The organism is Paenibacillus sp. MZ03-122A (genome assembly GCF_024213325.1).
In the GTDB taxonomy this organism is placed as follows: Bacteria; Bacillota; Bacilli; order Paenibacillales; family Paenibacillaceae; genus Paenibacillus; species Paenibacillus polymyxa_B.
In genome coordinates, this window is record NZ_JANAVI010000001.1 from 804,186 (window position 1) to 819,723 (window position 15,538).

General features: G+C 46.1%; 15 protein-coding genes and 1 CRISPR repeat array. Of the genes, 14 read left to right on the forward strand and 1 reads right to left on the reverse strand.

Annotated features, from left to right (window positions below):
* Positions 1–8: 8 nt before the first annotated feature.
* The 8 genes from cas7c to NLX74_RS03935 all read left to right on the forward strand — a co-directional run bounded on the left by cas7c (position 9) and on the right by NLX74_RS03935 (position 6,924).
* A complete protein-coding gene (cas7c, locus tag NLX74_RS03900) occupies positions 9–884 on the forward strand; it encodes a type I-C CRISPR-associated protein Cas7/Csd2 (RefSeq protein WP_023988274.1) in 876 nt (291 codons plus the stop codon).
* Positions 871–1,530, forward strand: a complete 660-nt coding sequence (cas4, locus tag NLX74_RS03905; RefSeq protein ID WP_254327971.1) for a CRISPR-associated protein Cas4 — start codon at positions 871–873, stop codon at positions 1,528–1,530. The genes cas7c and cas4 overlap by 14 nt, the downstream gene beginning before the upstream one ends.
* Positions 1,527–2,558: a type I-C CRISPR-associated endonuclease Cas1c gene (cas1c, locus tag NLX74_RS03910; protein WP_254327972.1), complete on the forward strand. Its 1,032-nt coding sequence runs from the start codon at positions 1,527–1,529 to the stop codon at positions 2,556–2,558. The genes cas4 and cas1c overlap by 4 nt, the downstream gene beginning before the upstream one ends.
* Before the next feature lie 10 nt (positions 2,559–2,568).
* Positions 2,569–2,859: a CRISPR-associated endonuclease Cas2 gene (gene cas2 / locus NLX74_RS03915; protein ID WP_254327973.1), complete on the forward strand. Its 291-nt coding sequence runs from the start codon at positions 2,569–2,571 to the stop codon at positions 2,857–2,859.
* Between the two features lie 181 nt (positions 2,860–3,040).
* Positions 3,041–3,693: direct repeats of the CRISPR family, unit length 35 nt; unit sequence GTCGCACTCTGTATGGAGTGCGTGGATTGAAATCA.
* Between the two features lie 492 nt (positions 3,694–4,185).
* Positions 4,186–5,583, forward strand: coding sequence for a helix-turn-helix domain-containing protein (locus NLX74_RS03920; protein ID WP_254327974.1), 1,398 nt, complete (start codon positions 4,186–4,188; stop codon positions 5,581–5,583).
* A gap of 365 nt (positions 5,584–5,948) precedes the next feature.
* Positions 5,949–6,116 carry an aspartyl-phosphate phosphatase Spo0E family protein gene (locus NLX74_RS03925; RefSeq protein ID WP_071558834.1) on the forward strand — a complete coding sequence of 56 codons (168 nt, stop codon included), beginning with the start codon at positions 5,949–5,951 and terminating at the stop codon, positions 6,114–6,116.
* A 114-nt stretch (positions 6,117–6,230) separates the two neighbouring features.
* Positions 6,231–6,425 (forward strand): Rha family transcriptional regulator, encoded by a 195-nt coding sequence (locus NLX74_RS03930; protein ID WP_029517081.1) that lies wholly within the window; start codon positions 6,231–6,233, stop codon positions 6,423–6,425.
* Between the two features lie 124 nt (positions 6,426–6,549).
* Positions 6,550–6,924 (forward strand): DnaJ family domain-containing protein, encoded by a 375-nt coding sequence (locus tag NLX74_RS03935; RefSeq protein WP_061829390.1) that lies wholly within the window; start codon positions 6,550–6,552, stop codon positions 6,922–6,924.
* A gap of 64 nt (positions 6,925–6,988) precedes the next feature.
* Here the strand turns inward: NLX74_RS03935 and gluQRS are convergent, their stop codons facing one another.
* Positions 6,989–7,984, reverse strand: coding sequence for a tRNA glutamyl-Q(34) synthetase GluQRS (gene gluQRS, locus NLX74_RS03940; protein ID WP_254327975.1), 996 nt, complete (start codon positions 7,982–7,984; stop codon positions 6,989–6,991).
* A gap of 323 nt (positions 7,985–8,307) precedes the next feature.
* On the opposite strand from gluQRS, the gene hrpB reads away from it, so the two are divergent.
* The 6 genes from hrpB to NLX74_RS03970 all read left to right on the forward strand — a co-directional run bounded on the left by hrpB (position 8,308) and on the right by NLX74_RS03970 (position 15,417).
* Complete coding sequence (gene hrpB, locus NLX74_RS03945) at positions 8,308–10,836, forward strand: ATP-dependent helicase HrpB (RefSeq protein WP_254327976.1); 2,529 nt, start codon at positions 8,308–8,310, stop codon at positions 10,834–10,836.
* A gap of 118 nt (positions 10,837–10,954) precedes the next feature.
* Positions 10,955–11,542, forward strand: coding sequence for a general stress protein (locus tag NLX74_RS03950; protein ID WP_254327977.1), 588 nt, complete (start codon positions 10,955–10,957; stop codon positions 11,540–11,542).
* Between the two features lie 270 nt (positions 11,543–11,812).
* Positions 11,813–12,985: an acyltransferase gene (locus tag NLX74_RS03955; RefSeq protein ID WP_254327978.1), complete on the forward strand. Its 1,173-nt coding sequence runs from the start codon at positions 11,813–11,815 to the stop codon at positions 12,983–12,985.
* Between the two features lie 142 nt (positions 12,986–13,127).
* Positions 13,128–13,766: a CatB-related O-acetyltransferase gene (locus tag NLX74_RS03960; protein ID WP_254327979.1), complete on the forward strand. Its 639-nt coding sequence runs from the start codon at positions 13,128–13,130 to the stop codon at positions 13,764–13,766.
* A 264-nt stretch (positions 13,767–14,030) separates the two neighbouring features.
* A complete protein-coding gene (locus NLX74_RS03965; protein WP_013310011.1) occupies positions 14,031–14,393 on the forward strand; it encodes a replication termination protein in 363 nt (120 codons plus the stop codon).
* 19 nt (positions 14,394–14,412) lie between these two features.
* Positions 14,413–15,417, forward strand: a complete 1,005-nt coding sequence (locus NLX74_RS03970) for a Gfo/Idh/MocA family protein (protein WP_254327980.1) — start codon at positions 14,413–14,415, stop codon at positions 15,415–15,417.
* The last annotated feature ends 121 nt before the right edge of the window (positions 15,418–15,538 follow it).

Genomic DNA, 15,538 nt, shown 5'->3' on the forward strand with positions numbered 1-15,538 from the left:
GTAATCATATGTCCGTGTTGGATCACAAAATTGATTTCGCAGTTGTATTGTCGGTTACTAGAGCAAATCCCAATGGCGATCCCCTGAATGGTAATCGTCCGCGGCAAAATTATGATGGTTATGGTGAGATTTCAGATGTGGCTCTGAAACGGAAATTGAGAAATCGTCTGCAAGACATGGGAGAGTCTATTTTTGTTCAATCGAATGATCGTAAATCGGATGCTTTTAATAGTTTAAGAGAACGTGCAGATGCCAATCCTGAATTGGAAAAATTCTTCAAGGGCAAGGAAGGCTCAAGTGATGAATTTGCTAAAATTGCCTGTCAGGAATGGATAGATGTTCGTAGCTTCGGTCAAGTATTTGCGTTCAAGGCGGCGAGTAAGGGAGCAGGAGTGTCCGTTGGGGTAAGAGGGCCTGTATCTATACATACGGCAACCAGTATAGATCCTATTGATATTACAAGTATGCAAATTACAAAAAGTGTAAACTCCGAACCAGGGAAAGAAAGAGGTTCCGATACGATGGGGATGAAGCATCGGGTGGATTTCGGCGTGTACCTTTTCAAAGGAAGCATCAATACACAACTAGCTGAAAAAACAGGGTTTACCAACGAAGATGCTGGAAAGATCAAGGATGCGCTGATTTCGTTATTTGAGAATGATGTCTCATCCGCTCGTCCTGACGGTAGTATGGAGGTTCATAAAGTCTATTGGTGGGAGCACAATTCCAAACTCGGAAAATACTCATCTGCTAAAGTACACCGATCTTTGGAAGTGAAACCGAAAGAAAATGTAAGTGTAATCGACAAATCGTTTGATACACATTATGAATGTATATTAACACCGCTCGAAGGCTTAGAGGTCCAAGAGTATGCAGGGCTATAACGAAGAAGATTATTTGCTGCTATCCGGTTTACAGCATTTTAATTTTTGTAGAAGACAGTGGGCGCTTATTCACATTGAGCAGCAATGGGAAGAAAACGTGCGGACGATTGAGGGCAATCATTTGCACAGGAAAGCCGATCAGCCCATGATTCGTGAAAAAAGAGGGGATAAGCTCATCGTACGCGCGTTACCTGTACATTCCAGAGAGCTTGGAATTACAGGAATCTGTGACGTGGTAGAGTTCATATGTGATCCCCTTGGTGTTCCGCTTGCAGGGGAGGAAGGTACCTACCTTCCTTTTCCTGTTGAATACAAGCGTGGCAAACCGAAACGAAATGACTCGGATCATGCACAATTGGTCGCACAAGTGATGTGTCTTGAAGAAATGCTCGTGTGTGAGATTTCAAGAGGCTACTTTTATTACGATGAGATCAAACACCGTGTAGAGGTCATCATCACGGCGGCTGACCGAGAGCGTGTGCGTACAAGCTTGCAGGAAATGCGGCATTATTTTGAGCGAAATCATACACCTAAAGCCAAAGCGGGACCACACTGCCTGAGCTGCTCACTACATAACATATGTGTTCCCGAAATACTGAATAAAAAATCAGTTTCAAGCTTTATTGAAAGCAGGATAGCTGAATGAAAAAATTACTAAATACATTATTTGTGACCATGCCAGATACGTACTTGTCACTAGATGGGGAAAATATCGTGATCAAACAAGAAGAGTCCATTCTTGCACGGTATCCTTTGCACAATTTGGAGGCGGTTTGCACTTTTGGCTATTCAGGGGCCAGTCCAGGCCTCATGGGAGCTTGTGCAACACGCAATATAGACCTAACCTTTATGACACGGAGCGGACGCTTCTTGGCGAGAGTTACCGGGGAAAGCCGGGGAAATGTGGTACTGAGAAAAGAACAGTACCGGATTTCCGATGATGATAGAAGAAGTGCTCTTATAGCCAGAAATATGATTATAGGCAAAATATATAACCATAAATGGATTTTGGAACGGGCAACGAGGGATTATCCACTTCGTATTGATACGGAACGCATGAAGAAGGTGACCGCTTCTTTGACAAAGATCATGAAGCAAGTCCGAGAAGTGGAGGAACTGGACATATTACGCGGTTTGGAGGGGACGGCGGCAGTTCAGTACAATTCCGTGTGGGATGATCTGATCTTGCAGCAAAAAGATGATTTTTACTTCCATGGGCGCCATAAGCGCCCACCGCTAGATAATGTGAATGCCCTATTATCTTTTGCCTATACATTGTTATCCAACGATATGAAATCTGCACTGGAAGCTGTCGGTCTGGATGCTTATGTAGGTTTTCTGCATCGAGATCGTCCAGGGCGAGCCTCCTTGGCACTGGATGTGATGGAAGAGCTTCGAGGAGTATATGCCGACCGTTTTGTCCTTACATTGATTAACAAAAAATTGATTCATGGGAAAGGATTTTACAAAAAAGAAAACGGGGCTGTGATGATGGACGATGATACGAGGAAAATCGTATTGAAGGCATGGCAAGAACGAAAACAGGAAAAAATGATTCATCCTTATTTGAATGAGAAAATGTCTTGGGGACTGGTGCCCTATTCACAGGCTTTGCTCTTGGCTAGATATATTCGGGGAGATTTGGACGAGTACCCTCCATTTTTGTGGAAGTAGGTGTGAACACTTGCTCATTTTGATCACGTATGATGTAAGCACAGTAGACAGAGAAGGTAAAAAAAGACTGGCAAAGGTTGCGAAAAAGTGCGTAGATCACGGACAAAGGGTGCAAAATTCTGTGTTTGAATGTATTTTGGACTCGACCCAGTTCCGGCGCTTAAAGTATGAACTCGAAGAATTAATAGACCCAAAAGAAGACAGCTTGCGCTTCTACAACTTAGGAGATAACTACAAAAAGAAAGTAGAGCATATAGGGGCAAAGGAAGCTTATGATATGGAAAGCCCACTGATTTTGTAAGGTGCGAATGTGAAGCTCACATAAAAACCCCGGATCCTTCGCACCTCGAAATTTGTCGAAAATCAATTAAATCAGTTACCATCAGTAAAAGTCAATGGTTGATTAAAGCCTTTTTGGCATCGTTTTTTGCGACAATGTGTGGAATTGATATCATTAGGGTATGAATTACTGCATTTTCGCTGTCGCACTCTGTATGGAGTGCGTGGATTGAAATAGTAACGAAAACCTGAACATCAACGGACTGATCGGGTGTCGCACTCTGTATGGAGTGCGTGGATTGAAATCAGCAAAGGCGGGATAAGCACAAAGCGTTTTTTGAGTCGCACTCTGTATGGAGTGCGTGGATTGAAATCATTAGATGGTGGCGGCGGCTCCAGCACAGTGACAAGGTCGCACTCTGTATGGAGTGCGTGGATTGAAATCAGGCGTGCGAGCGGCGACGGTGATCGAGAATATTAGGTCGCACTCTGTATGGAGTGCGTGGATTGAAATCTCTTAGAGATACAGCATCAGCAATGGGTTATAGTCGCACTCTGTATGGAGTGCGTGGATTGAAATTCCAAGTTTGGGGGAGTACCTATTTAGCATATCTTCAGTCGCACTCTGTACGGAGTGCGTGGATTGAAATCTTGATTATTTTTTCCTGTTCAAGGAAGTTGGCTGTCGCACTCTGTATGGAGTGCGTGGATTGAAATTTAGTTTAGATGACACAACTCTTGCCTTACTAAAAAGTCGCACTCTGTATGGAGTGCGTGGATTGAAATTCTGAAAGTTTTGAAAAAGCATGAGCTAGGGATTCGTTGCACTCTGTATGGAGTGTGTGGATTAAAATTAAAGCGCTATGCAGTGATTTTGTTGGGCTACGCAATAGGTATAGGGTTATTTTACGCTTTGGGATATCAGATGAGCGCTATGGGAATCTATGCAATTTTGACAGGAATTGTGATTGGAGAAATAATCAACTTCGCATTATCAAAGCGAGAGAAATGACCTATGTATCCCTTGATTGCATCAACATCAGAGGATTTTTCATGTAATTTAAAGGTCCAACAGAGTTTCTGCATGGGACCTCACCTCTATACTATTACTGGTGAGAATCCACATGGGGTAATGAATTAGTCATGTCAACTCTGTGAAACCTTTTACTTGGATCAATCCAATCATTTCAGGAAGTCACTCGTTCAACATGTCTCAATATGTGTAAGTTATGCTGAATTTTCGCTATAAACATTAGTTGCATAATATATTGACAGATGGTTAATTATGGAGAAGAATAGAGGATTATTTTTAAAATAATGGAATTTTTATGTGAAGGGTGGTTATGAATTGAAGCATACACCTACGATTTCAGCGGAGTTTGAGGATTATCTAAAACAAAATGATATGACGTTGAGTCAATTTGCCGAATATTCAGGGGTTCATCAAAGAACGCTTAGTAATTGGATTACTCAGCATCGTCCTGTTTCCGTACAGCAGCTAGACCGAATCACTGTGGCTATGGATTTGCCAGAAGGCTATTTTTACAATCTATACATAGAAAATTACATCATTGACCTTTCCCCGAATTTTAGGCGAATCGAGCCATTATTGTATCGTTGTGCGGAGCTGGACAAGCTGGATGCTATCCGTCGAATGGTTGGGCATATCATGGATAATCCGCTGTATGCGTCAAGGCTATTTGATGTTGCAGAAGCATTATTTGAACAGGGACGACATGCTGCTGCGCTGCCTCTCTATGAGAATGTCGCAGAAGTGGAGAAATATCAGCATTCTGAACGCTTGGCCATCTGTCAATATCGTATATTCTCGATTCAAGTTGGAGATGATCAGAGCCGTAATCTCAAGGCAGCAACGCTTTTTGAACCCTTCGTGGAACGTCTGGATGAAATAGACCAGCTTGATGCGCTTAAAGATTTGGCGAATGTGTATCGATCTTTGCGCTTGTGGGACAGGCTTGATGTGACCGCTCGAAAAATGAGAGATAAAGCGGAAATCCAATATACATTAGAGCATCAACAGAAAAAGCGAAAGTCTGCGGAAATTGAAAAGAGGCTGAGCCGTCCATTGTTTGTGTATATCACCTATGCTGATTTATTGTGTGCAAGTGTCTGTGAAGCCCAAGGTGATTATCAACAAGCTCTACAATATACATACGCCTACGTTAATTTAGATTGGGTCAAAGAGACGGACGAGGATACTCTGCATTGGATTAAACTATTTCAAAATTGGGCGCTATGTAATACTTACGTTAATAAATTATTATTATCTGGAGATATAAGTGTGCTTCCGGATTATGTTGAATATATTAGTGTATCATCAAACAACACTAAAGAAATGGTTACTCAACTATTGAATATTATGATGGCGGCTAACCGATTTCAAGTTGATGTGGATGAAGTACTTAAGCAGTTCGAAACGGAGATAGATTCGATCACCCAACAGCAACCATCTGCTGACATGTACACTCATCAAGTGGTTCCAGAACAATTAACGCGTTTTAAATATGAACTGGCTAAATACTACTTAAATAAAGGTAATTATTCATATGGATTTAAAAATTTACTAGACGTTTTATCTAAATCATTAGTCATTAACAAAGAAGCCTTTTTCATTAGCTGCATAAGATTATTTGAGCAGTTCAAACAATTTGCAGACTTTAGATTGTGTACAAAGTATGAAAGTTTAGTTAGAGAAGGGCGAAAAGAAAGATTATTTTATTATTAATAGTTATTAAACATTTCTCAGTATTTATTCCAAGCCGAATAAAATAAAATGTATATGGAAAACGAAGAAGGCAGAATGTTGCTGTGCAAGTGATGCGGTCGCATTTGCCATGGATTTTAACCCTATCTGACTTTATTCATGAAATACAGGGGCGGTGACGATGGGAAGCAACATCGGGCTGCGTAGCAAAGCAATAGTTGAATTTTAAGTTCAGCTTGTAGGAGTCTGTTGCATTTTTTTAAATAAACATAAAACTCCAAAAAGTGCCTCTGGAATGCTGCAGAAGCACTTTTTTTGTCGAGCAAATTTTCAAAAAATCCAAAAGTTTACGTTTTGTATTAGGATACGACACAGAAGGGGGAATCATGCTGATGAATCCAGGTGTGACTTTACTTCGTGTCGAACGGGCCAGAAAAAGACTGTACCAAGTCCAGAAGAAATATGGATTTTTAACGCATCCCAAAGTGATTGAACAATCCATGAAACTGGATGAACTATTGAATCAATACCAAATATACAAAATGAAATCTTAACAAATGAGTTCATGACATGTTGCTAAAGGAAGAGCGTGAAATCCAATCTCCAAACCCCAATCATAATCCTAAATCCTAAATCCTAAATTATACTATGAAGAGGTGGTAACGTTGTTGAACAAACGAAATCCTGTAACCCCTTTTGGTTGGAAAATCAAAGAAAAGCTAGTCGAGAGGCAAATGGATCAGAGAACATTTTGTGATACCTATCATATTCCTGCTAGCCGCTTGTCTAATCTCATTCATGGAACACGTAAGGCCAAAAAATATCGAGTACAAGTATCTCAATTGCTTGGGATCGAAGAATAACCCTCTTTCTCCTTTATGGATACAGGACATCCTAATGATATGTAAGCTACAGTGGCAAAGGACTCCAGGGTTCTTTAATATAGATTGTACATAGGATGTTTAATACAAGGAGTGGAAAGGGGCGATGGGGATGTTCTCCAGAATGGCAGAGCAGAAGATTGCCGAGGCGATGGCCAAAGGTGAATTTGATCATTTGCCGGGAGAGGGCAAGCCACTGGTCATCGAGGATTTGTCACATGTTCCAGAGGAGCTGCGGATGTCGTACAAGCTGTTGAAGAATGCAGGCATTTTACCGGAAGAGCTTCAATTACAAAAGGAATGTGTCCAGCTACGTGATTTGCTTCACGCTTGTCATGAGGCAGGAGAGCGAGAGCGGATCAGTCGCAGGCTGACTGAAAAATCACTACGTCTCCGTATGCTGCTGGAGGAAAGAGGGCTGAATACGTCGTCTGTATTTTATGAATATGAGTCCGCTATGCGTAAGCGACTGGAGGAATAGAAGCGAGAGGAGCAAAGGGCGGAATGCCCTTGCCCGTACACTTTGATTTCCGTGCTTTACCTCATTATCGTTGCAGTGCAGATAATCTCGTGAGGCATTGTTTCGTCAGGATGACAGGTTCTTTGGGCAGTTTGTCCAAATGAAAGTCATCGATTAAATCCACAGCCTTCACAGGCTCAGGTGAATCCAGCAGCCCGGAAAAATAGGCGAGCCAGCCAATGACTGCTTCCGGTGTGACATCTTGTCGGCGCATAGCTCGGAGTGCTACGCCACCATGTCGTTTGGCCAGCCTTCGCCCATCAGGGCCTAGGACAAGGGGAACGTGTGCGAAACGTGGCGGCTGCAACCCCAAAGCTTGGTACAGCAATAGCTGACGGGGAGTCGAATCGAGAAGATCATACCCGCGTAGTACGTCGGTCATATGCATATCCGCATCATCGACAACGACAGCCAGCTGATAGGAAAACATGCCGTCGGCTCGTTTGACGATAAAATCGCCCCCCTCAGCCGCACCAAAGGCTACATGACCTGCTACCTGATCATGAAACGAAATAACGGCATCTGGATGTTGCGGTACTTTAAAGCGAAGTGAAGGGAGTTTATGCTGTGCTTTGGCTACGACATCTTGAGAGCTAAGGTTACGACATGCCCCCGAATACGCAGGCCCTTCACCAGACAGTCCATGTGGAGCATGGGCGGCGGCCAGAATGTCGGTCCGACTGCAAAAACAAGGATACAGTAAATCTGGCCTCTGTAGTTTCTCCAATGCAGACTGGTAGCGTTCCAGCCGTTGGCTTTGAGTGTAGGGGCCGTAGGGACCGCCTACGTCGGGTCCTTCGTCCCAATTCAGCCCGATCCAGCGCAAGTCTTCCATAATCCCTTGCGCCAACTGGCTGCGAGCTCGCGTCATATCAATATCTTCCATGCGCAAAATATAGGTTCCACCCAGGGAACGAACGTGCAGCCAGGATAATAAGGCAGTACGAGCGTTTCCTAAGTGTATCCATCCCGATGGTGTTGGGGCAAATCGCCCTCTGATGGGTTGGGCCTGTAATTCCATACGAAAGTGACCTCGATTCTGTGTTCCGTCCTTCAGCAATCCATATCAACTATATTATAAAACGATCTTGCCGCGAGTGCATCCCGACAGGTATAGGAGCTAACACAGAAAACTTACATAGCTGCGATGGCCAGACGGGAAATTTAAATATCTGTATAATAGATTTAGAAGAATTATGCACGACAGACCGAAGAGAAGTTCCAGAGGGGCAGCTTAACCTTTTCTATTCAGTGCTCGATAATTACAGGTAATGAAAAATTCAAAATAATAAAGGAATTAAAACTTAGATTCTACGCATCAAGCGTATCATTGGAGAGATTTCATTGACAGATAAACAACTGCCTATTATGCAAGTGATCCCCGAGCTTAAACATACACTGCAATCCCATTCGGCGGTGGTACTGATTGCACAGCCGGGAGCGGGGAAAACGACGGTAACACCTCTGGAGCTACTGCATGAGCCGTGGCTGGCAGGGCAAAAGATGATTATGCTGGAGCCGAGGCGTTTGGCAGCGCGTGCAGCAGCAGCGCAAATGGCAAAAGCGCTCGGAGAGCCCACCGGGAAGACCGTGGGTTACCGGGTTCGTATGGATACAAAGGTAGGGCCAAACACACGGATTGAAGTGGTTACGGAGGGCGTACTGACCCGGATGCTACAACATGATCAGGCGTTGGAGGGAGTCGGGCTGATTATTTTTGATGAGTTTCATGAACGCAGCCTGCATGCAGATTTAGGATTGGCACTTGCCCTGCAAAGCCAGGCGCTGTTGCGACCGGATTTGAAGATATTGATCATGTCTGCCACCCTGGAGGCAGAGCCTGTATGTAGATTATTAGGGGATGCGCCATTGCTGGAATGTCCAGGCACTGTATTTCCGGTAGAAACCTTTCATATGTCCAAACCTTCGTCAACTTCATTAGAGTCCTTTACGGCTGAGACGGTAGAAAAGGTACTCCATGCTCATGAAGGTGATCTGCTGGTGTTTTTACCAGGGGCTAGAGAAATTCACAGAACGGAACGAGAATTGGCTTCAAAGCATTTACCAGCACATGTCAAGATCATTCCGCTGTACGGCAGCATGAAGCTGGAGCAGCAGGATGAGGCAATACGCCCGTCGGCTTCGGGCAGTCGAAAAGTGGTATTGGCCACTTCAATTGCCGAGTCTAGCTTGACCATCGCCGGAATCACGGTGGTGATCGATAGCGGACTGTCGCGGGAATCGGTATTTTCCGCGCGAACCGGCATGAGCCGTTTGACCACGGTCAAGGTGTCCAAGGCCTCCGCCGATCAGCGACGCGGACGGGCGGGCCGCCTCCAGCCGGGCGTATGCTACCGGCTGTGGAGCGCGCAGGAGCAAGCAGCGCTCCCCGATGCCAGCCGCCCGGAAATCGCCGCGGCGGATCTGGCCCCGCTCGCGCTGGAGCTGGCTGCCTGGGGCGTGCGCGAGCCCGCCGAGCTGGCCTGGCTGGATGCCCCGCCTGAGGCCGCGTACCGCCAGGCCATAGGTCTGCTGCACCAGCTCGGCTGTCTGGATGCAGCAGCCGATGGCACTACAGGCGGCATTACCGCGCATGGGCGCGAGGTGTCCGCCCTGGGCACGCACCCGCGCCTTGGGCACATGCTGTTGCGTGCTGCGGCCCTCGGCCTGGCACCAACTGCCAGCCGTCTGGCTGCGCTGCTGCAAGAGCGTGACCCGTTCCGCGCTCATGGCGGAACGGATTTGCGCCCGCGACTGGATGCCCTGCGCGAGGCGGCCTATGCCCGCAGCACGCACAGCCTGCTGCGGGCAGCAGACGATACGGTGATTCGCCGTATCGTGCAGGAGAGCCGGCAGCTGCTAGCCACGCTGCCGACAGCAGCCGCAGCGCAGGACGAGCCTGACGGCTCCGCGGCTTGCGGGTTGCTGTTGGCCTTTGCGTATCCGGATCGGATCGCGCAGGGCCGGGGGGACGGCCGCTTTTTGCTTAGCGGCGGTCGGGGGGCGCGCCTCCGACAAGTGGAGTGGATGTCGCGTTCGTCCTATCTCGTCGCCGCTGAAGTGGACGACGAGGGGGCAGACGGTGCTATTCAGTTGGCGGCACCAGTTGAACTGCAAGAGCTGGTCGAGCATTGCAGTGAAATGCTGTTGGAACAAGCTAACGTATACTGGGATAGCTCCGCCTCAGCAGTGAGAGCCCGCAAGGTACTGCGGCTGGGCTCACTCGTCTTAAAGGAAACGTCCTATGAGCGACCTCCGGCAGAGGAAGTAGCTGCTGCCTTGATGCAGGGTGTCCGTGAACGAGGTCTAAAGCTGCTGTCATGGAATCGGCAAACCCTCCAGTTGCAGGCTCGTTTGATTTTTATGCACTTCTCGGCGCCTGAGGACTGGCCCGACTGCACGGAATCGGCATTGCTGGATTCACTGGAATCGTGGCTGTTGCCTTTTGCTCTAGGAGCCAAAAATGTATCCGATCTGCAACGGCTGGACAGTGCTGCATTGCTGCTTGGCAGGCTGGATTGGGAACAGCGGCAGCAGCTTGATCAGGAAGCGCCGACGCATATCCGCGTACCCAGCGGTTCCCGCATTCCTGTCGATTATTCGAATCCTGAGGCACCAGCGCTGGCCGTACGATTACAAGAATTGTTCGGTATGAGGGATACGCCTCGTATTGGACGCGGACGTGTGCCAATTGTATTGCATTTACTGTCACCTGCCCAGCGACCTGTCCAAGTGACATCCGACTTGTCCAGCTTCTGGAGCGAGGCTTATTTTGAAGTCAAAAAGGACCTGAAAGGCAGATATCCCAAGCATTATTGGCCGGATGATCCACTGGAAGCTGTGGCGACCAACAGAGCAAAGCCAAAGCGTTAAATAGAAGCTGTTTTATGCTAATCGACTTTTTGAATTTTTGTAAAATCGTTTAAACGTCATAATAGCGGGGTAATGAAAAACGAACCACTCAACACTAAAATATTGGGAGGCAACTATCATGGCTAATAACTTAAACGATTATAACGAAAAGAAAATTGTCGGTGTTTTTGATACAGAACAGGAAGCGTCTCGTGCGATTGGACAATTGCAGAGCAAAGGAATTCCAAGCAGTGAGATTTCTGTGATCACACGTGACCGTGACGATCTAAGGGCGATTAATGAAGAGACAGGCACCAAGGCACCGGAGGGTGTAGCGACAGGTGCGGCTACAGGTGGAGTTGTAGGCGGTGTCGCTGGCTTGCTGGCAGGCATCGGGGCCTTGGCTATTCCGGGTATCGGACCTATCCTTGCCGCTGGACCTATCGCGGCTACTCTTACCGGAGCAGCTGTCGGAGCGGGAGCAGGTGGCTTGGTCGGTGGACTGGTCGGACTGGGCATTCCAGAGGATGATGCACGTCAATACGAGACATACGTCGATCAGGGCAAGATTTTAGTGCTGGTGGATTCCGCGGACCATCACAGGGATGTTTATGATATTTTCCGCACCAACCGTTCGCTGAATGCGGATCGTTACAGAACGTATGATGATACGGTGGCGGACACGCCGCGTACAGATGTGTACACAGATACTAGAAGGAACCTGTAAACACTTTACGGCTAGTCAAGAAAGTGATGTACAGTAGGCTTTCCTATTTCCTTTGCATATAGGTTGTTTTTACAGCAGCAGTCTCCCTGAGAGGGAGGACTGCTGCTTTTACATATTTTTACTCATTGATAAACCTGAGATAAATGATGCTTTGCATGCCGTTGGCACGTTTAACCTTCTATATATTTTTACAGAATTGTCGTTATAATAGATTGAGGATTTTGCAAAAATCCTGGATTTATAAATTGCTAGATGTAACAGGAGAGTGACATGAGTCAAAAAGAGAGAATTTCCGAAGTCGCTTTGCTGAGAGGGCTGGCTTTTGCGGCCGTTGTTCTTCAGCATTCCGTCGCACACTATGCGGTTGCGCAGGGGGCGCGCATCCAGGACGGGGTATTGATGACACTTTTACTGCTGTGTTCCAAATTTGCAGTTCCTGTGTTTGTATTTATCACTGGAATGGTGCTATTTTACAATTATGATGGAGCCTTAAAGTACGGAACGTTTTTACGTAAAAGATTCATGGACATCATCGTTCCTTATATCATATGGTCTCTTTTATACGAATTGGGAAATCAGCTTGCCCAAAGTGGTGGATATATTCACCCGCTGGATTTTTTTCAGAAGTTGTTGAACGGGAAAAGCAGCTATCATCTATGGTACATCGTTATGATTATTCAGTGTTATGTGTTATTTCCCGTGTTTCGTTATGCGGTCCGTCATTTGTCTGCGCTACTGCCGTCAAAATGGCGACCCGCTGCATTGGCTGGATTCGGCGTGCTATATATTTTGCTCATGTTCGCCGTTGGACCCGTATACCAAGCGATGGATAAGCTCCAGCTTCCGGTCATTACCTCTTGGTTTACCCTGTACGCTGACCGGAATGTGATCTATTTTTTCTTTTATTTTGTGCTAGGAGCGGCAGCCGGGATGAACGTCAAGCGTTGGAATGCTTGGGTAACCAAAGCACAGATGATATACTGGCCGTTGTTTATCGTGATTACAGGCTACTTACTGTATGAGATGATCGGTCAGTTCCAGACGCCGCGAGGTACAGTTCTTTCCTTTAACTATTTATCTCTGCTGCGTCCGGTCATGGCTGTATATTGCGTTGCGTCTATTTTTGTAGCTTATCGGGTAGCGACGTGGATTGCTCATAAGGGGGGACGTGCGGCGAGTATGCTGACGGCCATCGGAACGTTGTCCTATGGAGCGTATCTCATGCATGCCTTTATGCTACGTATGACCTATTATTTTGACGAGACGTTGTTTGCAGACTGGAGTCACGTTCTTCGTACGCTGGCTTCATTCGTTCTCTGTATGATCTTTTCCGTTGCTGGAACATGGTTGCTGGCACGTTTGCCTCTGGGCAAATGGATCGTGGGGCTTCGGGTTCGTCCTCGCCCGACTGGAGGTCCGCCAGCCTTACAAAAGCAAGCCTGATTTGATAACCCAATCACATATGTTCACAAGAGTATCCCAACGCCAAGAAATAAGGCCAAGGGATACTTTTCTATCTACATTTGTTTAATAGTACACATACTGATAGACTGGATGTTCACATCCATATGGGGAGGGTCGCTGAATGAGTGGTCCAGATATAAGAAGCGTTTTTCCAATGAAAAATATTAGAAGTCTGTGTTTTTTGAACAATGTAGTGGTTAATCCATATATCGAAATCGGGGATTATACCTATTATGACGATGATGATAACCCTTTGGATTTTGAGAAAAATGTCCTTTACCATTTTGATTTTATAGGGGACAAATTAAAGATTGGTAAGTTTTGCGCGATTGCAGCCAAAGCCAAATTTATTATGAATGGCGCTAATCATAATACCAATGCATTTACCACTTTTCCTTTTGGAGCGTTTGGCGGAGATTGGGAAGTTGGTGTACCCAATTTAAGTGGGGGCTACAAAGGGGACACTGTGGTTGGAAATGATGTCTGGATTGGCTACAATGCTACCATTATGCCTGGAGTTCAAATTGGTGATGGCGCGATCATTGCGTCAAATGCCGTGGTGACTAAAGATGTTCTGCCATATTCCATTGTAGGAGGAAATCCCGCGAAGTTAATTCGTTATCGGTTTGATGAGGAAACTATAGCTATGCTCCAAACCCTGAAATGGTGGGACTGGGACATCCAAAAAATAACAGAATATATTCCTGTTTTGACAAGTAACGATACGGAGGCCTTAAAACAATTAATCCAGTCTTCGTAATCTGTAACTCTATTTTTTTAGTTTTAGTTACATTATTTCAACATATGAAAAATTCATAATAGCAATAACAATAAAATCATTTCTCAGCGCTTCGCACACTACTCTATATCGCCTCATTCTATATCTCTCACCATCTTAAAACAGGTCACAAGGGATGGAGAGTTCTCATAAACTCTTATCTCATCAAAGGAAATAGTGTATGGACGCAGAGTGGTTTATAATGGAAGATAAGGTGCACGAATAAGGTGTGGAGGAGGCTGTGAAATGGCGTTTATGATATCCCAGCGGGCTTTTATCAAAATTTATCTGATCACAATGGTGGAGAGGCATCGCGGTTATGGATATCAGATGCTCGAATCGATGAAGGATGAGTTTAGTGGCTTTGGATATGTTCCGCCTCAGAGCGAGGTTTACCGGGCGCTGCATGAGCTGGTACAGGAAGGCGTTTTTTACCGTACCAAGCGATTGAAAGGAACAGACCCGCGCGTGGATTTTCAGGAGATTGTACTCTATCACTTTACAGATGATGGGGAGGAGAAAGCACGATTGTACAAGAAGCAGGTCAAAGCTGATTTGGACCGTTGCTTAGGTATGCTGCATAAAGCGGAACAAGACAACTATTCCTAACCACGAAAGGATGAGAATGATGGGTAGAAAGCTGAAATGGGGAATTTTAGGCACTGCGGAGATCGCCCAAATCGCTGTAATTCCTGCGATTCAGCAATCTGAACGCGGAGAAGTGCTTGGGATTGCTAGTCGTAATGCGGATAAAGCCGCTGAGGCCGCCCGGGAGTTCGATATTCCAAAAAGTTATGGAAGCTATGATGAACTGTTGGCTGATCCCGAAATCGGAGCGGTGTACATTCCGTTGCCAAACCATCTGCATGAAGAGTGGACCATTCGGGCAGCGGAGGCTGGCAAGCACGTTTTGTGTGAAAAACCATCTTCTCTTAGCTCGGCTGGGACAAGCCGCATGATTGAAGCGTGTCAACGTGCAGGAGTGATCTTTGCAGAGGCTTTTATGTATCGCTATCATCCCAAACATCGAAGAATTAAGGAAATTATCAATAGTGGGGAAATTGGTGACATTCGCGGCATCCATTGCACGTTTACGTTTAACAATACCGATCAGGCAGATAATGTGCGCTTTAATAAAAACATGGGCGGCGGCTCGCTATATGATGTGGGCGTCTATCCGATATCAGCTGCTCGTATGTATTTGGACCGGGAGCCAGAGGCAGTGACGGTACATGCCTTATTTTCCCTGGAGCATGACAACGTCGATATGATGGCTTCCGGCTTGCTGGAATTTCCGGGTGGAGTCAACCTTACTTTCGATTGTGGCATGTGGGCAGCCAACCGTTCCAACATGGAAATTCTCGGTAGCAAGGGTACGATTGCAATGCCCAAAATGTTCGGTTGGGAAAGAACGTCTGTGGTACCGCAAATTTTCGTCCACGTCGGTTCGGTTACGCGTGAGGAACGTCTGAAAGGTTTTAATTCCTTTGAACTGCAAGCGGATGCTTTTGCTAAAGCGGTGCTTGATGGTGTCCCGTTGCCGTATGAGCCAGAAGATGCGGTGAGCAATATGAAGGTGATCGACGCTTGTATTGAGTCAGCTCGCAGTCGAAAACGGATAGAAATTGGATAAACGGGATCACCGTATTCCCGTAAGGCATAAAAAAGCAGCCTGTCCTGAAGTGACCCCTTAAAGTTAGACAACTATTTTTATGCAACCAGTTGGGCATGAGCTCGGTATTGTACCGGGCTCA